Source organism: Pseudomonas sp. S2_H10 (assembly GCF_054668285.1).
Genome location: NZ_CP162754.1, coordinates 6,694,921 through 6,714,047 on the forward strand (window position 1 = coordinate 6,694,921; position 19,127 = coordinate 6,714,047).

Sequence of the window (19,127 nt, forward strand, 5' to 3'; positions counted from 1 at the left end):
TGAAGCGGATGGCCCCATCGCGAGCAAGCTCGCTCCCACAGGTTTCGGTGTCGATCACTACATTTGGACACGACATAAACCCTGTGGGAGCGGGCTTGCCCGCGATGGCGATCTGTCAGGCGCTGCATCACTCCCCGCCAAACCAGCGGTAATACGGATTCCCCGCATCCCCGCGCATCACTTCGCGCATGTCCCTGGCCCAGGCATCACGGTCACCGTCGTAGGCATGCAGGCTGGCGCGGTAGAACTGCATCAGGCGTTGCTGCTGGGTATTCATGCGCTCGATGAACCCGGCGTCGGCGTTCAACACCGTGGGCGGCTGATGCAGGTCGAGCAGGGCGGGCAGCACTCGGGTAATTTCCTTGGCCCGCACCCACGGCGCGTATTCGATCTTCGGCTGATCGTCCGTCACCGCTTGCGCGTCGCCGGCGAAGCGTTCCAGCCCCGCCCGGTCGGTCACCCAGGTCGCCAGCAATGATGCGGCCGACCCGATGCCGACATCCTGCAAGGTGCTGCGCACGCTGTCCTGCTGGAAGCGTGCGTTGATCTTCGCCACATCCAGTTCAATCGGCTCCATCGACCCCACCAGCAGCATCTCGTGGAATTCGCTGGTCCACAGGGTCGCGTAAGGGAACACATCAAGGAAGCTTTGCACCAGTGAGCGCGAATCGTCGATGTTCTGCGTCGGCAGCGGCAACCATTGGGCGACCAGGCCCTGTTTGTGCAAACGGCTGGCGGCCAGTTGGTAGAAGTCCCGGGAATACAGGTTGACCACGCCGGCAGCGGAGGGCGGTGGCGGTTCGAGGGTGATCAGGTCGTAGCGTTGCGGATTGCGCAGCAGTTCCTGGCGACCGTCACGCAAGCGCACGTCGACACCCGGGTCGGAGCCGGCATTGAAGTTGCCCTTGAACAAAGGTGCCGCCTTGACCACCGAAGGCAGCAGTTCGGCGACCACCCGCTGTTCCAGGCCGGGGTAGCGGGTCAGGGCGCCAGCGGTGATGCCGGTACCGAAGCCGATCACCAGCGCCGAACGCGGTTCACCGTTGTGGATCAACAGCGGCAACAGGGCCTGGATACGCATGTAGCGCAGCGACGGCATGGCATCGCCGGTGTTGGACACACCCTGGATATACAAGCGCTGGAAGGTGTTGCGGCCCTTGCCCTGGCTGACCACGGCGACCGTGCCGCCGCGTCCTTCCTCATAGAACGTCAACGTACCGTTGCGTGCACCGGGCAGCAGGCTGGCAAGTTTGTCGACCGGGGTGAACACAGCGAAGGCCACCGACAGCAGGCCTATGGCGACCACCGCCTGGCGCCGGCCTTTCTTGACGCCGTGACCCTTGCGAACGGCAACGTAGGCGATGGCGGCAGCGATCACGGCCAGCAAACCCAACGTGCGCACCAGCCCGAGCAGCGGGATCAGGACAAAGCCGCAGAGCATCACACCGACAATCCCGCCCAGGGTGTTGAACGCGACGACTTCGCCGACATGCCGGCCCACGTGTTCGCGACCGACACTCAAGCGCAAGGCCAGAGGGAAGGCCGCGCCCAGCAGCAGGGTCGGCACAAACACGATGCACAGGGCGGCGACCGCAAAACGCGCGCTCATGCCGGTGAGCTCATTGGCACCCAGCGCCAAGACCCAGCTTTCCGCCAGGCTCTGGCCCAGCACCAGCCAGCGTCCAAGCACGGCGATTTCCAGCAGGGCGATCAGGCCGGCGCCGGCGATCAACAGGCCGAACACGCCCCGGGGATCACGCAGGCGATCGATCCGACGGGCCAGCAACATGCTGCCCAGAAACAATCCCGTGAGGTAGGTCGCCAGCACCACGGCGAACGCGTAGGTGCGGGTACTCATGAATTGCACGATCGATTGCGACCAGACCACTTCGTAGCCCAGTGCCACGCCGCCGGCGATCGAATACAGCCACAGGGCCAGGCGATCCGGGGCTTTTTCACTGTGATGTTGCACCGGCGCATCGACGGCTGCCCCGCGCTGGCGCTGGAACCACAAGGCCCCTGCGGCCGCCAGCAGGTTGAGCATGGCGGCGGCCAGCGCGCTGCCGCGAACACCGAGGGTGGCAATCAGAACGAACGCGGCGAGCAGGGTGCCCGCGATGGCCCCGGCGGTATTCGCCGCATAAAGCTGCCCGCCGGCCTTGCCCAGATGTTGCGGGTCAGAGGCCAGGGAGCGCACCAGCACCGGCAGGGTGCCGCCCATCAACAGCGCGGGAATGCCCACCAGCGCGAACGGCAGTACCCAGGCCAGCAACCCGACGTGTTCTTCCAGCCAGGCGAACGGGCTCGCCGCCAGGCTCATGGCGAAGGTCGCGCCGACACCGAGCACGGCCACCAGCACTTCCAGGCCGGCGTAGAGCAGGAACGGTTGCTGCATCCGGTCCGCCCAGCGGCCGAACAGCAAGCCACCCAGGGCCAGCCCGGCAAAAAACGCGCTGATCCCGGTGGTGATGGCATAGACCTCGACGCCCACCACCAGCGACAGCTGCTTGATCCACAGCACCTGATACACCAGCGCCGCGGCGCCGGAGACGAACAGCAACAGGGCGGGGATCAACAACGCAGGGGAGGCGACTTGAGGGGCAGGTATGGCCGACGACTTGCTGGCGACACGTGAGGTCATTGCGGATTGCCTTTGCAATTCAAGAAAACTGCGACTGTGCGGGCCTCATCGCGGGCAAGCCCGCTCCCACACTGGATCTTCGGTACGACAAAATCCCTGTGGGAGCGGCGGTGCGGCGATCCGACTTGCCCGCGATTGGGGCCAATACAGTCACAAGTCGAAAACAGTACCGCTCGCCGGTGAAGGCGAGCGGCGGTCCAGCGGTCTTACTGTGCAGCTTTCATTTTTTCAGCGATTTTGGCGTCTACCGCAGCACGGATCTGGTCGATGCTGAAGCTGGCCGGTCTCTGGCTAGGTGGATATTCGATGAAGGTCTGCAGGAACGTCGCCGATTTTTCGACGGCTACAGCCGCCAGGTAGACGTTCTTGGTTTGCCAATCGTAATACTGATCGGACACCACGTCGGCACGTTCGTACGGGTCCATGCGCAGGTTGAAGATCTTCGGTACGCGCAAGCATACGAAGGGTTCGCTCCAGACCTTGAAGCCGCCCGGTGCACGCTGTTCGCAGAACACGGCTTTCCAGTTGTCGAAACGCATCGACACCAGCACGCCGTCATCGTTGAAGTAGTAGAACTCCTTGCGCTCACCCTTGGGCGCCTGGCCGGTCAGGTAGGGCAGTTGGTTGTAACCGTCCAGATGCACCTTGAAGTTGTTGCCGCCGGAAGTCGGAGCCCAACCCTTGAGCAGCTTGTTTTTCACGTCGGCATCGCCAGCGGCAGCCAGCAAGGTCGGGAACCAGTCCATGCCCGAGAACATCTCGTTGGACACTTCACCCGGCTTGATCTTGCCTGGCCAGCGGACCATCGCCGGAACGCGGTACGCGCCTTCCCAGTTGGAGTTTTTCTCGTTACGGAACGGCGTGGTTGCCGCGTCCGGCCAGGAGAACTGGTTCGGGCCGTTGTCGGTGGTGTAGACGACGATGGTGTTGTCGGTGATTTTCAGGTCATCGAGGGTTTTCAGCAGTTTGCCGACGTCGCCGTCGTGCTCGATCATGCCATCGGCGTAATCGTTGCCGGGCATGCCGCTCTGGCCCTTCATCGATTCACGCACGTGGGTGAACAAGTGCATGCGGGTGGTGTTCATCCAGACGAAAAACGGCTTGTCCGCCTTGGCCTGCTTCTCGATGAACGCTTGTGCGGCGGCGGTGGTTTCGTCGTCGATGGTTTCCATGCGCTTGGTGTTCAGCGGGCCGGTGTCTTCGATCTTGCCATCGGCGAAGCTGTGGATCACGCCACGCGGGGAGTAGGCCTTGACGAACGCAGGGTCGTCCTTGGGCCAGTACGGACGCTCGGGTTCTTCTTCGGCGTTGAGGTGATACAGGTTGCCGAAGAATTCGTCGAAACCATGGTTGGTCGGCAGGTATTCATCCTTGTCGCCCAAGTGGTTCTTACCGAACTGACCGGTGGCGTAGCCCTGGGACTTGAGTGCCTGGGCGATGGTGATGTCGCGTTTTTGCAGGCCGACCGGTGCACCCGGCATCCCGACTTTCGACAGCCCGGTACGCAGCGCCGACTGTCCGGTGATGAATGTCGATCGCCCGGCGGTGCAGCTGTTCTCCGCGTAATAGTCGGTGAACATCATGCCTTCTTTGGCGATGCGGTCGATGTTCGGAGTCTTGTACCCGACCACGCCCATGGAATAGGCGCTGATGTTGGTCTGGCCGATATCGTCGCCGAAGATCACGAGAATGTTGGGCTTTTCAGCGGCCCCGGCGGTTGCCGAAAACGCCATGACCGTAGTCGCCACCAGGGCGAGTTTCGGTATCCACTTACGTATGCGAGTCATCTGACTGGCTCCTTATGCTCACTTGCGTCGCGTACTGCGACAAACGTTTATTGCGGTCCTGCATTACGTCTTTTATTGCACTTGCTCGGTTGTGGCGGCATCGAACGGGTAGATCCGACGCCATTCGGACGCCATGTCGACGACCGTCCAGCCACGTTTGTTCGCTTCGTCCAGGGCTTTGTCCAGGCGGCCGATCTGCGACTCCCGGTCGTAGGCCCATTCGCGTTTGGCGTCGGTGTGATGCACCAGGCCCATGAAGCGTTTGCCGGGACCGGCGGCGGTCCACTGCAGCATTTGCAGGTCGCCGTCGGAGTTGCCGAAGGCGAGGATGGGCCGACGCCCGATCACCGCGTCGATGCTCACCGGTTTGCCCGGGCCATCGTCGTTGTGTGCCAGTTTTGGCGTGCGCAGGATCGACGCCTTGCCATCCTTGTAGTCAAACGTTGTGACGAATGTGGTGCCGATGACCTGCTCGGGTGGAACGCCGTAGACCTTCTCGGCGAAGGCGCGCATGAACCCGGTGTCGCCGCCGGAAACGATGTAGGTCTTGAAGTCCTGGCCGCGCAGGTAGTCGAGCATCTCCAGCATCGGCTGGAAGATCATCTCGGTGTAGGGCTTGCCGGTTTTCGGATGGCGGGCCTGGGTCAACCAGGTCTTGGCGTAGTCGTCGAAGGCTTCGGTGGTCATGCCGGAGTGGGTCGCAGCGACGATTTTCAGCAGGCCTTCCATGCCGGTGGCGGCCAGGGCCTTGTGATCGTTTTCCAGCACTGCTTGGAACGGTTGGGTGGTTTTCCATTCAGGGTGCTGCGGCGCAGTGCGCTTGACTTCCTCGAGGGCGAACAGCAGCTCGAAGTACATCGGCTGCTCGCTCCACAAGGTGCCATCGTTATCGAAAACGGCAATGCGGTCCTCGGGTTTGACGAAGTCCTTGCTGTTCTGGTCGGTGACAGCCTGGACGAATTCGATGATCTGCTTTTTCGACGGGCCATCGTTCCACGAGGGCAGTGGCTCGGCGGCCTGCACCAGCAACGGCAGGCTGAGCGCCAGCGTCAGCAGGAAACTGAATGCGCGGTGATGGCGCAGCGATATCGAATTTGTCATGGGAAATCCTTCTCGTGAACGGGGTTGAGCGGATGAAGTGCAGAAGAGACGCACTCGCTGTTGCGCCCGGCCTGACTATGCAGCGTAGACAAGGATTCCTTGATTTGGCGCAGCGCCTGATCTTTGGTGGGCTCACGGCCGTAGCAAGCGCGCAGGAACGTTTGCAGGCGTGGGCCGAGGTTCGTCAGTTTGAGGCCCTTGCGGCTGCGCCGGGTCCACAGGTACAAGGCGCTGAGTTGCGTCGGTTTGCCCTCGATCTGCGCCGGGATTTGCCGCCACGCGTAGTCGGCGGAATCGAGCCAGGCGGCGTGTCGGGCGCGGCGTCGAACCTGCCAGTTGAGGTAGATGCGATGCACGGGCGGACGGCTGAACCAACCCAGTGCCACCACCGCCAACACCAGTGCCAATAGTCCGAACCAGTGCCCGGAAAGGTGCAGGCGATTCTGTTGGCCGAGTTTTTTCAGGTCTTCGGTGATGGAAAAAACCGGCTTGTAGGCGCTGTTGGCCGCCGCGTCGAAGGTCACGGCAGGCACTGTGGCCGTGCGGGTTTTCTGGCTGCCGGCGTCCCACCATTTCAGTTCGACGGCTGGCAGGCTGTAGTGGCCTTGCTGGTCGATGCGGTAGGTCACGCTGTCGATGCGCTGGCCACCATTGAAGTTGCCGCGACCGTCATCCAGATTGCGGATCTGCGGCGCTTTCGGGTAGCGGCTCAGGCCCTTGATGGCGTCCAGCGTCGGTGTCGGCAGTGCCATGGCCAGGGCACCGTCGGCCTGCAAGGTCAGTTCCCGGGTGATGCTGTCGCCGACCTTCAGCGGCGTGGCCGAATGGATGGTCTTCTGGGTAAACCGCAGTCCTTGAGCCACCAGTACCGCCTCACCGGGCTGGAACCCCGGTGGTTGCGCGGCGTTGAAATGCAAGGGCTGGCTCTGGGCGCTGAGTGCCTGACTGGCCTGCCCCGGTGTGGCTTGTACCGTCAGCGCCGGAATGTCGAAGCCCTGGGCCAGGTTCGGGGTGATCAGGTAGCTGTAGCGCATGCCGCTGAAGGATTGGCCGTCGAAGGTCTGGTTGATGTGCTCGGCATGGCCGTCCGGCGGCATCACCAATGCGCCGGGCAGTTTCAGGTCGGGCAGGTCGGGGGCGCTGGTGAACCAGGTGTCGGTGAAGACATCGAGTTGCAACTCGACCAGGCTGCCGACCATGACGGGGTCGGCGGGTTGCAGGGTGGCCTGGACTTTCAGTTGAGGTTCATTACCCCAGGCTGCGAGGCTGATCAGGCATAGAAGCAAGGTGCCAATTGCTGCGGTGGTTGATCTGACGCCATCGCGGGCAAGCCCGCTCCCACACTGGCTTTGTGTGAGCCACAGATCCCCTGTAGGAGCTGGCTTGCCGGCGATGGCCGCGACTCGGTCTCGAAGACAGCTCATGGCTTGGCCCCCGCCTGATCCTGCAGGCTGAATTTCTGCTTGAGAAATTTCGCCGGCGATGTGGTGAGGTTCTGCAACCACTGCTCATCCGATGCCGCTTGCTGGGTCTCGACCTTTTTGCTTTGGCCTTTGCCCGGGGCCTTGTCCATCTTGATGTCGTCGGGCTTGACCTCCGGCGCGTTTTTCTCGGCGCTTTCGGTGTCTTTCTCCAAGGCGATAGCCAAGGCCAGGTTGGCCGTGGCTTCGGGGAACTGTGGTTGCAACTTCAGCGCCTGCTGATAGGCCGCGATGGCCTGATCGAACTTGAATCGGCGCACGTAGATGTTGCCCAGGTAGAAATACGCCTGCGGCGTGTCGAGGCGCGCGAAGCTGGCCAGGGCCAGGTCGAAATCCGCCGCGTTGTAGGCGGCAACGCCTTTCCAGTACGGATCGACAAACAGCGCCGCCGCCTGAGGGTAGTGCTGATGTTCAAAGGCCCAGCGACCTTGCTGGTCACGGGTAAAAAAGGCATCGGTCAGCGCATTGGCCTGTGCCGGCGCCGGTTGCAGACCCAGGCCCACCGCCAGCAGCAAGCCAGCCATCCAGTTCACGCTCCAGCCCCTGCGGACGCTGAAGAAGGCGATCAGCAACAGCGGCCAGCACAGCCAGTAACCGGCGTCTTTCCAGTGCAGTTCGCGCTGCTCGTCACTGGCTGACTGGAAGTGTTGCTCGGCGTGCAGTTCGATCCAGTCCAGGTCGTCATCGTTGAGGGTCAGGCTGCCCAGCGGGGCATCGACGGCCGAGGCCAACTGCTTGAGGGCGTCCTGGTCGAAACTGCCGAGTTGCGGGCGACCGTTGCTGTCGATGCGAGGCTGGCCGGCGGCATCGTGGATGATCCCGCCGTCGGTGCTGCCAGCCGCCAATATCAGCACCTGCAATGCGCTGTCCGCCAGTTGCTTGTCCAGGCCCGCCAGCGCCGAGGTGTCGGCGCCATCGGTGATCAGCAGCAGGGTGCCGGGGGTTTTTTCGGCGGCGAGCAGGCGCTTGGCCTGTTCGATGACCGCGCTGACGTTTTTCCCCGGTTTGCTGATCAGGTCGGTGCTCAGGGCCTGGATGAAGGTGTCGAGCAACGCCGGGTCGTCGGTGGCGGGCAACACCAGGTGCGCGCTGCCGGCGTAGGCAATCAAGGCATTGCGCGAACCGGCGCGGCGCTGGATCAGGTCGTGGAGCTTGTGCTTGACCGCTTCCAGGCGACTGGGCGGAACATCGCTGGCGTCCATGGAGGGCGACAGGTCGACGGCAATAATCAGCGGCGCGCGGTTTTCCAGAAAGTCCGGCCGATCCTGTTCCCAGGTCGGCCCGGCCGCCGCAACGGAACCCAGTACCAGCATGGCACAGAGCAGGTGCACCGGACGCAGGCGTTGATGGTCCTGCGCAGTGATCAGCAGGTGCGGCAGCAGGTGCGCGGCGATGTTGCTGCGCAAGCGCCGCTGCAGGTCCTGATTGCGCCGCCACAGCAACGGCAGCAGGGCGCCGAGGAGTGCGAGCAACAGCCACAGGGGGCGCAGGAAATGGAAGTCGCTGAGGTTGATGTCCATGTCAGGCCTCCTGCCGTTGGCGCGCGAACATCAGGCGCGGAAGGAGCAGGGCGCCCAGGTGATAAATCGCCAGCAGGGCGATGGCGGCGCCCAGCGGCCACCAGAACAGATCGCGTTTGGGCTGATGGCTGAGGGTCTTGACCTCATGCGGGGTGAGTTTGTCCAGGGTGCTGTAGACCTGATCCAGGGCGGTGCGGTCTTCGGCGCGGAAGAAGCGTCCGCCCGTGGCCTGGGCAATGTCCTGCAAGCCTTGCAGGTTGACCTTGGCTTCGCCCTCGGCATTCGGGTCGCCAATGCCGATGGTGTGGATCACCACGCCTTTGGCCGCGGCCATGGCGGCGGCGTGGTCCGGGGTGATGGCGCTGCTGGTGTCGTTGCCGTCCGTGAGCAGGATCAGCACTTTTTCCTGTTCGTGGGCCTGGTCCAGCAGTTTCAGGCTCAGGCCGATGGCGTCGCCGATGGCCGTGTTGGGGCCGGCCATGCCGATGCCGGTGTCGTCCAGCAACAGTGACAGGCTGGCGTGGTCGAGGGTCAACGGCGCCTGCGGATAGGCCCCGGTGCCGAACACGATCAGACCGATTCGATCTTCTTTGCGCTTGTCGATGAACCCGTGCACCACTTCCTTGACCGCGGCCAGGCGATTGATCTTCTGGCCGTTGGCGTCGGTGAAATCGGTGGTTTCCATCGACTGGGAAATGTCGATGGCCAACATCAGGTCGCGCACTGGCTGCTGGCGTTCGATGGGTTTTTCCACGAACACCGGCCGGCTCGCCGCCACCAGCAATAATGTCCAGACCAGCAGATTGAGGAACAACTGCCAGCGGTTGCTGCGGGTGCCGGCCTGGCTCGGTGCCTGGCCGACGGCACGGCTCATCGCCGCGAAAAACGGTACGCGCACAGCGCTGCGCGCTTCACGGTAATCGGGCAGGTAGCGATAGCCAAACCACGGCAGCGGCAACAGGATCAGCAACCAGGGGTAATCAAGCTGCCACATGATGACGCTCCACCCAGGTTTTGCAGGTGTTGAACAGTTGCTGGCGCTGGTCGTTCGGCAGGGCCTGCAATGTTGCGTCAGGCGCATAGGCGAGCTGCGCCAACTGTTGGCTGAAGTCGGCGGGCAGCGGCTGTTTGCTGTGCCGCTGCAAAAACGCCTGCCAGTCCTCATTCCCCAGCGCCGCAGGCCCCTGTAGGAGCTGGCTTGCCAGCGATGGCGGTGTTCCAGCCGATATCAATGTTGAATGTGAGCGCCTTATCGCTGGCAAGCCAGCTCCTACAGGGTTTGTGTGTTGTCGGGAGGGCATCGAGAGGGCCACGCGTTTGAGCAGCTCCGGAAGTTCGCGCAACGCGCTCAGGTCACTGCTGCGCTGCTGCAATTCCTCCAGGCGCAGTAACGCCTCGCGCCGATAACGATCGCGCCGCCATTGCCAGTACCGCCGTGCGCCTGTGACCACCAGTGTGATGATCAACAGTGCGAGCAACGCCCACCAACCCCAGGTTTGCGGTGCGTAACTGACCGGCGCCGGCAGGGCCATTTCCTTGAGTTGGTCGATGCTCGGGATGTCGGGATTCATCGACGCCCTCCGGCGAGTTTGCCCAGTTCGGCGCGCAGTTGTTCGTGGGCCTCTGTGGCCGTGCTGAACATCATCAACGGCACCTGGCTGCGGCGCAGCAATGTCGCGACGTCCTTGAGCCGGCCGCTGAGAAAATCCCCGAGTGGCTGGTGCACCTGTTGCCGATCCACCGCCAGCTCCACCTGCAATTGCCCCTGGGTGATCAGCAAACGACCGTTTTTCGGCAGGTTCAGTGCCAGCGGGTCATAGACCTGCATGGCGATCACATCGTTATGGGCCGCCAGTTGCCGCATCAGTTGCAAGGTGCGTTCGCCGGCGCCCGCGAAGTCGCTGACGATGCAGATCAGGTGATCGTGACCGGCCACGGCCAGGCAATGTTGCAGGACCTTGTCGAGCTGGTCCTCGCCTTCGGCGTCCGGGTTGGCGGCATTCAGTTCCTGGTTCTGCCGGGCGATGCGGCTGCACAGTGCTTCGATGCGTTTGCGACTGCGCAGCGGGGCGATGCTGTCGATGCGTTGATCGTTGAACACCAGTCCGCCGACGCGGTCGCCGGCGTTGAACACCATCCACGCCGCCAGGGCGCCGAGCTCGGCGGCGACGGCGGATTTGAAGCTGCGTTGCGAGCCAAAGAACATCGACATGCGCTGGTCGACCAGGATCAGCGCCGGGCGGTCGCGCTCCTCGGTGAAGGTTCGAACCACCGGTTTGCCGGTGCGCAGGGAGGCGCGCCAGTCGAGGTGTCGCAAATCGTCCCCCGGCTGATAGCGGCGCAGCTCATCGAAGTTCAGGCCCCGGCCACGCAAACGCGAAGCGTGGTTGCCGGCCAGGATGCTGCCCTGGGGCTGACGCGCCAGAAAACTCAGGTCGCGGGCCTTGAACTCCAGTGCCATCAATTGCGCCAGAGAGACATACACCAGGCCATCGACGCTGTTCATCAGGCCGGAACCGCCACTTTATCGAGCAGGCGGTCGAGCACCTGGTCGGCGCTGACGCCGTCGGCCACGGCGTCGTAACTCAGTTGCAGGCGATGGCGCAGCACCGGGTGCACCACGGCGCGGACGTTGTCCGGCGACACGAAGTCCTGCCCCTGCAACCAGGCATCGGCGCGGGCGCAGCGATCCAGTCCGATGCCGCCACGCGGGCTGGCGCCGATGTTGATCCAGCGGCCGAGGTCGGCGTCGTAGTCGGCCGGGTGGCGAGTGGCGTTGATCAGATCGATCAGGTAGCGGTCGATGGCCGGCGATACGTGCACGGCGCTGACTTCACGGCGCGCGGCGAAGATCACGTCCTGAGACAAAGAGAAGCCCTGCACCGCAGCCGTCCTGGCGCCGAGTGCCTGTTCTTCTTCACGCAGCAGACGCAGCACCTGGCTTTCGTTTTCCGCGCTCGGGTAATCGAGCAGCACCTTCATCAGGAAACGGTCCATCTGCGCTTCCGGCAGCGGATAGGTGCCTTCCTGTTCGATCGGGTTCTGGGTGGCGACCACGATGAACAGCTCGGGCAATGCGTGGCTGTTGCCGGCCACGGTGATCTGGCGTTCTTCCATGGCTTCCAGCAATGCCGCCTGGACCTTGGCCGGCGCACGGTTGATCTCGTCGGCCAGGATCAGGTTGCCGAACAGGGGACCTGGCTGGAAGCGGATTTCGTTCTTGCCTTCGACCTGATGCAGCACCTCGGCGCCGGTGATGTCCGACGGCAGCAAGTCCGGGGTGAACTGGATGCGACTCATCTTTGCGTCCAGGTGCCTGGCCAGTGACTTGACCGTGCGCGTCTTGGCCAGGCCAGGCAGGCTTTCGAGGAGCAAATGCCCGTTGGCCAGCAAGCCGACGAGCATCTGCCGGATCACCTGGTCCTGGCCGAGCACCGCTTCGGCGATGCTGGCTTGCAGGGCGTTGAGGTCGTTGAGTGCGCTCATGCGGTCTCCTAGAAAAATGCCAGGGTCATGTTGACGCTGATGCCATTGCCTTCAGGGCGGTTCTTGGTGTCGAACTCCGGCACCCAACGCAAATTGAAGTTGGCCTGGGCGTCGGCGAACTTGCCGGTCCAGCCCACGGCCGGGCCGGCACCGACGGAGCGGCCACGGAAGCCGCTGGTGGCGCCAGACCCGGAGTCATCATTGATCTGCTGGATGTATCCGGCGGCCACACCGGCGGCCCAGCCATTGCCGAAACCATGGGTCCAAAGGGCGTCGAGGGTGAACAGGTCACCGTTCTGATAATCCGTGGCGTCGTTTTCGCTGTAGAACTCAAGTCCACTGGACAGGGTGAACTCACCGCCCTTGCCGTCCAGGTGAGTGAAGGCCACGGTGGGCATGAAGGTGTAGGTGTTCTGCCCGGGGTTGGCCAGACGGTCGTCGTTATAGGCCCCGGTCGGCACGTAGATCGGCAGCGAGAACGAGATGTGGTTGAGTTCGTCGAAGTGATAGCCGGCGGCAATCGGTGTCACCAGCATGTCGGCGAACTGGGTGCCGCTGTCCGAGGTGCCCAGGGTTCTGCCGCGAGGGCCGGTGATACTCGCGGTGATGTCGGTGTACTGCACCGGAACGCCAATGGCCGAGGCGTAGTTCCAGCGACCCTTGCCGGTGTCCCAGACATGGGTGAAGTTGGCCATGGTGTAGGACACTTTCATGTCCAGCCCGTTACTCACCGCGCCAACGATCGGCACCTGGGCACTGCCCTTGAGGTCGCCGTCGTACCAGATGCTGGTCAGGGACATCACCCAGCCGGGCTCCGGCGGCACGATACCGGCGTTGGAAATCACTTGTTGTCCGGTGATGGGGCGGCCGACGCCACCCTCGACCGCCAGTACCAAGGGGCTACCGCTGACCATGCACAGCGCCAACAGGGGGCGCACTACAAAAGGCCTGATCATGACTGACTCCACTTATTTTTTTGAGATGACCGGTGTCGGCAGCGCAACTTTCCATTGGCCGCTGGTGACTTCCGGTTTTGGCAGATAAAGGCGCAACACGCCGTAGAACGGACGGTTGGGTGCCGAGAGACAATTGTTCTGAAAGTCAGCCGAAGGCCTTGCGGCGGGCGACAGGGTGGACGGGCTGCGGGAGTGTGCCCGGGCATAAAAGCCGGGCGAATGCAGATTCGCCGATAGACAGGCGCGCATCTCAATATTCTTCGACATGATTCCCCCGATTCCCTGGTGGCTCATTGGGTACTCGACCTTATTTTTGGCCGTTACTCCGTAATCCTTTTCTGAACGAGCCGTAGGACGCGTCAGATAGAGTTAAGCATCTAAACATGGGTTAGCCAGTCGAATGAATTAATTCTTTCGTTTTGTGTGCGGATTCTCGTTGTTTTTGTGTACTAAAAAGTTAATACGGATCAGTGAGTTGGGAGCATAAGCTAAAAGCACTGACACGGTTGAGAGTGGTTCTAATCCATCCGATCGCTCATTGATCCCGTAAGCCAGTCGCATCCTATACATATGTACCGCACCTGACCGCTGCCCTGTAAACAAGCTGTGCCCTACAGACAAGGAGAGACTGTATGGCACAGCGAACATTGCACGATGGATCAACAGGGGATGTGGTCATCAGGTCGGGGCCACCGGCTTCCGGTGGCGGCGGGGGCGGTGGTGGTTCAGGCGGCAACCGGGTCGGCGCGTCAGGGGCCTTTGGCGGTGTCAGTCAACGTACAAAAGACGCCAGAAGACGGGTCAAGCAAGCGTTTCTTGCCGCTGAGGCTCGCAAGCGCGCCGAGGCCGCAGCCGAGGCAGAACGGGCTCGGGAACAGGCTCGCGTGCAAACGCGAGAGCAATTGCTCGCAGGCTGGATACCTCGATACACCAGCGTCAGGGCAGCTATCGACCAACGCTTTTCTGCAAAAAACCTGCAACTGGCGCCCTCGCTCGAACAAGAAATCCTCGCGGCTCGACAGCACCATGACAGAGGTTCGAGCAGCGAGCGTTGGCAGCTGTATTTAATCAGCAAAGAAAAAAGCGAAATAGACGGGTTGATTACCCGCAAAACATCAGAACTGATTGAAAGGAAGGCGGCCGCCCATTCTTTCGATGGGCACGATGCGCTTTCGCGTTCGACGAATGATTACCTGGCGCGGCTGGATCAGTTCGGCGACGGGCTCGAGAGTGGTCATCAGATCTGGGAAAACGCCTACAACGCCGCCCACGAAGCGAGATTGTTGTCGGCACAAATCAATGCGCTCTCGGAAAAGTCCAGCGTTCTGTCCCGGTACCATGCTGAACAGAGCATTGTCTGGCGGGAGAGGGAAGCCCTCTGGGAGCGTCAGCGTCAGTACGCCGTGCTGCGTGAGGCGCGCGTTCGGTTCAAGCAGCAGGCTGATGCCGATGCACGGGTAGAACGGGTCAATCAGGCGAATACCCTGCGGTTGCCGGGTACGGCGTCGATGGCTGCTGCTTCGGTGCTGTTCAACCCCAATGGGGTATGGATTGCTGGAGCGGCTGATGCCTTGGCACTGGCGGTAACGCGGTCAATAACTGCATTGGGGGGTGTCCTGGTGACGCTCACCGTTGGGCAAGTTGGCATATTTATCGGGGGAATGGCCTACTCGTCCGAGTTAGGGAATGGGGAGTTAACCCCCGAACAGCGGACTCGTTTGTTTCACGCCATCGCCGTTCCGGCGCAGGCTCTGGATCTGCACGACAGTCGCGAGTTGCAAGCGCTGGCTGATGCGGGCGGCTCGGTAGAGGCGGAGTTCCGGTTAAAGCCCGTACCGGTAGCGGAAGGCACCGCGGTCATCGTCGTCGGCACCGGGGGCGAGATAGATCCTCGGGTTCCCGTGTTGAATGCTGTGCTGGACCCCCTTACCGGTCACTACAGCGCTGAAATCCCCGGATCACCCACCCGGTACCTGCAGTTCGCGCCCGAGGCCATGCCCCAGGCAGCGACGGTCAATCCGGCTCGGTTGACAGTGACGGAGCCGCAGGTCCAGGACATTCCGGCGGGTGTAGATTTACGCATTCAGGATTGTATTGTCTGTGTGCCTGGCCTGGCGCCCATTTATCTGTCCTTCAGCGTGCCACCCATGGGTACGGGCGTTGTCACCGGGACAGGGCAAACGGCGGCGGTCGACTGGTGGAACGCGGCCAGCCTGGCCAACGGTGCCGGCATCCCGACACAAGTCGGCGAGCAGTTCCGCGGGCGCGAATTCAAGTCGTTCGAGGCCTTCGACGAAGCGCTGTGGCGAACGATAGGAGAGCATCACCAACTTGTCTCGCCCTTCGATGAGGTGAACCAAAAGCGCATCGAACAAGGTTTCGCCCCCTACGCGCCAAAAAGCACATGGGTGGGTGAAAACCGAGCGTTCGAACTGCGTTATCAGGAGCGGCCGGAGTTTTGGTCTGATCCTTTCAATCTCGACCAGATCAGCATCAAGGCACCCCGCACAGCCGAGGGCTGGCTGGGGATCGTTCCTGCGGATGTGCCCTGGCCGATCCCCCCGGCCGCAACATGGAAACCCCTGGTGCCGCCGGGCAGCGAACACCTCGGGTCGACGACGTCGCCAACCACGCCAATCGATCCCTTGGTTTATCCCGGCAACCCGGCCATCCCGGTCCTACCGCAAAACGAGACCTTTCCGGCTGTTGATGAAGGGGAGATTGGTGGGAGTATTCCGGGGTTTCCGGGGGATATGGATTTACCGTCATCCGGACTGGTTTTCGTTGGCCCGCCGGTTGTGCCGTTGGAGGTTGGGCCGTACAACGAGCTAAGTGGTCGCAGTAGGGGAGATGGGTTGGATATTGACCATATTCCATCGCGGAGAGCGTTGGAGGAGTACCTTCTAGAAAACTTCGCCGATATGACACCGCGTGAACGTAGGGATTATGTTCAGCGAGCCCCGAGCATAGCGATACCCGCTGAAGTGCACAGAAAATTCAGTGAAACCTATGGTGGGCGTAATACCGCAATAAAACGCTCTCACGATGCATCTGATCTGAAACAAGCTGTGGATCAGAATTTTGATGCGATTAAAATCGGGTTGCTTGATTCGGGTATGGATGAAGGCAGCATCGAGATTGGGCGCGAGCAGTTGCATATTCTTCATAAACAACAGGGGTGGTATTAATGGAAGCGGCAAAGGTTGTGGAGCTTATAGAGGGGGTTGGTCACACTCAAGAATCATTGTTGGCGAACGGAGTTATTCCCGCCCAATCTCTTGCTGAGCTTTATCCCGGTTGTGACCGATCGGATCTCGAGATAGAAAATGGAATAGAGTTGACATTCTGGTATGAAACAAAAGTGTTGGATAGTTTGTTTGTAACTTTGATGAAGACAACACCTGGCACGTTGAAATATGAAGGCGAACTTCCTGAGCCTTATAAGTTGGTAATGACCCAGTCCGACGTCCACGCGCTTTTTGGCGAGCCAATGGAATCAAGAGGCCCAATCAAAATGCCTCAGCCGATGGGCCAAACAGGTGGGTGGGAGTCCTATCCACTGGATCCTGCTGTTTATCCGGGCAAAAAGGTCGTATTTCAATACACGGCTGCAATGGAAGTTAAAACGCTGGTCTTTACTTTGATCGACAAAGATCACGACTGATTGTGAATTTTGGAAAGTTTTGAACGATCCCTGCGCACCTGCTCTCAAGGATTGAGCAGGTGCCATTGCTGCGAAATACATACAAGGAAGAACCCAAGATGGAACTTAAACCAATACTCCAGGAGTACACCGCAACGGAATTCCAGGCACTGGTCGACAAGATCTGGGCCGTGGATCTACCCAAACATGCCCATAACCAGTTGATCAATCACTTTGACCGAATCGTTGGTCATCCCAAGGGGGCGGACTTGTTGTTTTATCCTGATGACGTTACCAACATCAATGATCCGGAATCGGTTGTGCATGAGGTCAGGGACTGGCACGACAGGCAGGGTATGACAGCGTTCAAGCAAGAGCCTGTGTCCATACCTGTTCCGTCGATACCCAACACTCCTGTTGCGCGCAGCCTCGCAAAAGTTCAAAAAATTGCTGCAGACGTGGTCATATCGGAAAGGGCTATTGAAACGACGTTTGATCTGCTTGGACAAGGTATCCAGCAATTGCATGATCAGTCAGGCGGCACACCTGACATTCCGGGTCGTTGCCGAATTTACCTGGCGGAACACTTGCGCCGAACCGACCGATGGAAACCTTTGTGCTGCGGTGCTGCGCTTTGAGTTTTCAAGTCGTGCGGATACTCAGATTCATGCTCACAGTGTGGCACTCGTGGAATTGATGCCGCTGGAGGGGCAGGATTGGCTGTCGTTGGCGGCGAGCCAATCGAAGATAGAGGTCCCTTTCAGAATGGGCGCGACGATAGTCCGCGCCAATCCTGGAAAGATGTTCAAGGGCTTGCGCGAGGTCAAAGCCCTGGTGCAGGTATACATTGCCCCGGTCCTTGGTATTCATGAGTCGGTCAGGGTGAGGGCGGTGCAGCATGATCCGCAACTGAACACATTCAGTTTCGCCACTGATGGCGCGATACCGATGACCATCTGTCTGACAGCCCCGACCACGCTTGAAACCAGTACGCCCGAAGCTCAAACCTCATCGCGCCGCGTGGGTTTTGTGCAATCTTCGCCGGTGCCGATACTCGAACCCATGACCGGCGAAGAGGATGTCCCCCGATTCGACGATTACATCCTGGTTTTCCCCGCCGACTCCGGACTTGACCCACTGTACGTTACGCTCAGCACTTCTTCACTTGCCCGAACACTCGCTCTTCCTGCTCACGTAGCTCGGGCGTGAGTTGCGCACCGAAGTCCTCCAGTTCGAACACCTGGCGAATCTCGATCTCGATCTCGGCTTCGGTGCCGGGCATCGGGTTGGGGCAGCGCTTGACCCATTCGATGGCTTCTTCCTTGGACTTCACCTGCCAAATCCAGAAGCCGGCGATCAATTCCTTGGTCTCGATGAAGGGGCCGTCGATGACGGTGCGCTTGTCACCCGCGAATCGCACGCGGGCGCCTTTGCTGCTCGGCTGCAGGCCGTCGCCGGAGAGGAGAATCCCGGCCTTGACCAGTTCTTCGTTGTAGTTGCCCATGGCGGTCAACAGTTCCTGGCTGGGCATCACGCCGGCTTCGGAATCGGCGCTGGCCTTGATGATGATCATGAATCGCATGGTGTCGTCTCCGTTGCAGTTGAGTGGCTCGATTTATAGTCGAACGACGCTGGAGCAATTCGACAGAGTATTAACAAAAGTTTTCGTCCATGACGTGTGCCTTTCGTCCTGAACCTCGGGAAGCGGCGGGTGAGGGCGTACTCTGTACTTTTGCCGAGTTGTTCGGCTGACACACGAACCCTGTGGGAGCGAGCCTGCTCGCGAAAGCGCAATGTCATCCAATATCGCTAGTGACTGATCTGACGCCATCGCGAGCAGGCTCGCTCCCACAAGTTTGTGGGTTGTATCCAGTTTTGTGCCCTGTTACATGACAATTCATGTTTGACCATAGGTCGTCGGACAATTTCGTGGTTAACTTCGGCCTCGTCAAAATTCTCCACCACAACGTTCAGAAGGACTCCGTTCATGGCTCAAGTCACTCTCAAAGGCAACCCTGTTCAAGTCAACGGCCAACTGCCACAAGCCGGTTCCAAGGCGCCAGCCTTTTCCCTGGTTGCCGGCAATCTGTCCGACGTCACCCTGAAAGACTTTGCCGGCAAGCGCAAAGTGCTCAACATCTTCCCAAGCGTCGACACCCCGACCTGCGCCACCTCCGTGCGCCAGTTCAACGCCAAGGCCAGCGACGTGGCCAACACTGTCGTACTGTGCATCTCCGCTGACCTGCCGTTCGCCCAGGCGCGTTTCTGCGGTGCCGAAGGCCTGGAAAACGTCCAGAACCTGTCGACCCTGCGCGGCGCCGAGTTCATCCAGGACTACGGCGTGGCCATCGCTGACGGCCCGCTGAAAGGCCTGACCGCCCGTGCCGTGGTCGTGCTGGACGAAAACGACAACGTGCTGCACAGCGAGCTGGTTGGCGAAATCGCTGACGAGCCGAACTACGAAGCGGCACTTGCCGTTCTGAAATAAGTAAAGCATTACAATTGTTAACGG

16 protein-coding genes and 1 pseudogene are annotated in these 19,127 nt (G+C 60.9%); 5 read left to right on the top strand and 12 right to left on the bottom strand.

Annotated features, from left to right (window positions below):
• Nucleotides 1–127 precede the first annotated feature (127 nt).
• The 11 genes and pseudogenes from AB4O16_RS30375 to AB4O16_RS30425 form a co-directional block, all read right to left on the bottom strand.
• The gene (locus AB4O16_RS30375; RefSeq protein WP_460156626.1) at nucleotides 128–2,641 is read right to left on the bottom strand and encodes a spermidine synthase; all 2,514 of its coding nucleotides are present in this window, start codon (nucleotides 2,639–2,641) and stop codon (nucleotides 128–130) included.
• Nucleotides 2,642–2,847: 206 nt separating this feature from the next.
• On the bottom strand, nucleotides 2,848–4,428 hold the full coding sequence (locus AB4O16_RS30380; protein ID WP_160386553.1) for an arylsulfatase: 1,581 nt from the start codon (nucleotides 4,426–4,428) through the stop codon (nucleotides 2,848–2,850).
• A gap of 72 nt (nucleotides 4,429–4,500) precedes the next feature.
• Nucleotides 4,501–5,529 (bottom strand): HAD family hydrolase, encoded by a 1,029-nt coding sequence (locus AB4O16_RS30385; protein WP_460156627.1) that lies wholly within the window; start codon nucleotides 5,527–5,529, stop codon nucleotides 4,501–4,503.
• Nucleotides 5,526–6,953, bottom strand: coding sequence for a hypothetical protein (locus tag AB4O16_RS30390; protein ID WP_460156628.1), 1,428 nt, complete (start codon nucleotides 6,951–6,953; stop codon nucleotides 5,526–5,528). The genes AB4O16_RS30385 and AB4O16_RS30390 overlap by 4 nt, the downstream gene beginning before the upstream one ends.
• Nucleotides 6,950–8,530, bottom strand: coding sequence for a VWA domain-containing protein (locus tag AB4O16_RS30395; RefSeq protein ID WP_460156629.1), 1,581 nt, complete (start codon nucleotides 8,528–8,530; stop codon nucleotides 6,950–6,952). Before AB4O16_RS30395 ends, AB4O16_RS30390 begins: the two co-directional genes overlap by 4 nt.
• A gap of 1 nt (nucleotide 8,531) precedes the next feature.
• Nucleotides 8,532–9,524: a vWA domain-containing protein gene (locus tag AB4O16_RS30400; RefSeq protein ID WP_160386545.1), complete on the bottom strand. Its 993-nt coding sequence runs from the start codon at nucleotides 9,522–9,524 to the stop codon at nucleotides 8,532–8,534.
• A complete protein-coding gene (locus AB4O16_RS30405) occupies nucleotides 9,511–10,101 on the bottom strand; it encodes a DUF4381 domain-containing protein (RefSeq protein WP_460156630.1) in 591 nt (196 codons plus the stop codon). Before AB4O16_RS30405 ends, AB4O16_RS30400 begins: the two co-directional genes overlap by 14 nt.
• A complete protein-coding gene (locus AB4O16_RS30410; protein WP_160386542.1) occupies nucleotides 10,098–11,036 on the bottom strand; it encodes a DUF58 domain-containing protein in 939 nt (312 codons plus the stop codon). The genes AB4O16_RS30405 and AB4O16_RS30410 overlap by 4 nt, the downstream gene beginning before the upstream one ends.
• Nucleotides 11,036–12,016, bottom strand: a complete 981-nt coding sequence (locus AB4O16_RS30415; protein ID WP_460156631.1) for an AAA family ATPase — start codon at nucleotides 12,014–12,016, stop codon at nucleotides 11,036–11,038. The genes AB4O16_RS30410 and AB4O16_RS30415 overlap by 1 nt, the downstream gene beginning before the upstream one ends.
• Nucleotides 12,017–12,024: 8 nt before the next feature.
• Entirely contained in the window at nucleotides 12,025–12,972 is a 948-nt protein-coding gene (locus tag AB4O16_RS30420) for a SphA family protein (protein WP_160386538.1), read from the bottom strand.
• Nucleotides 12,973–12,984: 12 nt separating this feature from the next.
• Nucleotides 12,985–13,128 (bottom strand): annotated as a pseudogene (locus tag AB4O16_RS30425) (DUF1254 domain-containing protein); the annotation flags it as partial.
• A 476-nt stretch (nucleotides 13,129–13,604) separates the two neighbouring features.
• On the opposite strand from AB4O16_RS30425, the gene AB4O16_RS30430 reads away from it, so the two are divergent.
• The 4 genes from AB4O16_RS30430 to AB4O16_RS30445 all read left to right on the top strand — a co-directional run bounded on the left by AB4O16_RS30430 (nucleotide 13,605) and on the right by AB4O16_RS30445 (nucleotide 17,824).
• Nucleotides 13,605–16,160: an S-type pyocin domain-containing protein gene (locus AB4O16_RS30430; RefSeq protein WP_460156632.1), complete on the top strand. Its 2,556-nt coding sequence runs from the start codon at nucleotides 13,605–13,607 to the stop codon at nucleotides 16,158–16,160.
• Entirely contained in the window at nucleotides 16,160–16,636 is a 477-nt protein-coding gene (locus tag AB4O16_RS30435) for a DUF6392 family protein (protein ID WP_460156633.1), read from the top strand. The genes AB4O16_RS30430 and AB4O16_RS30435 overlap by 1 nt, the downstream gene beginning before the upstream one ends.
• Nucleotides 16,637–16,734: 98 nt before the next feature.
• Complete coding sequence (locus tag AB4O16_RS30440) at nucleotides 16,735–17,253, top strand: bacteriocin immunity protein (RefSeq protein ID WP_460156634.1); 519 nt, start codon at nucleotides 16,735–16,737, stop codon at nucleotides 17,251–17,253.
• Entirely contained in the window at nucleotides 17,141–17,824 is a 684-nt protein-coding gene (locus tag AB4O16_RS30445) for an S-type pyocin domain-containing protein (protein WP_460156635.1), read from the top strand. The genes AB4O16_RS30440 and AB4O16_RS30445 overlap by 113 nt, the downstream gene beginning before the upstream one ends.
• Here the strand turns inward: AB4O16_RS30445 and AB4O16_RS30450 are convergent.
• Entirely contained in the window at nucleotides 17,766–18,197 is a 432-nt protein-coding gene (locus AB4O16_RS30450) for a YciI family protein (protein ID WP_460156636.1), read from the bottom strand. The genes AB4O16_RS30445 and AB4O16_RS30450 overlap by 59 nt on opposite strands.
• Before the next feature lie 405 nt (nucleotides 18,198–18,602).
• Between AB4O16_RS30450 and tpx the strand changes: the two genes are divergently transcribed.
• A complete protein-coding gene (gene tpx / locus AB4O16_RS30455) occupies nucleotides 18,603–19,103 on the top strand; it encodes a thiol peroxidase (RefSeq protein WP_150716365.1) in 501 nt (166 codons plus the stop codon).
• Nucleotides 19,104–19,127: the final 24 nt, after the last annotated feature.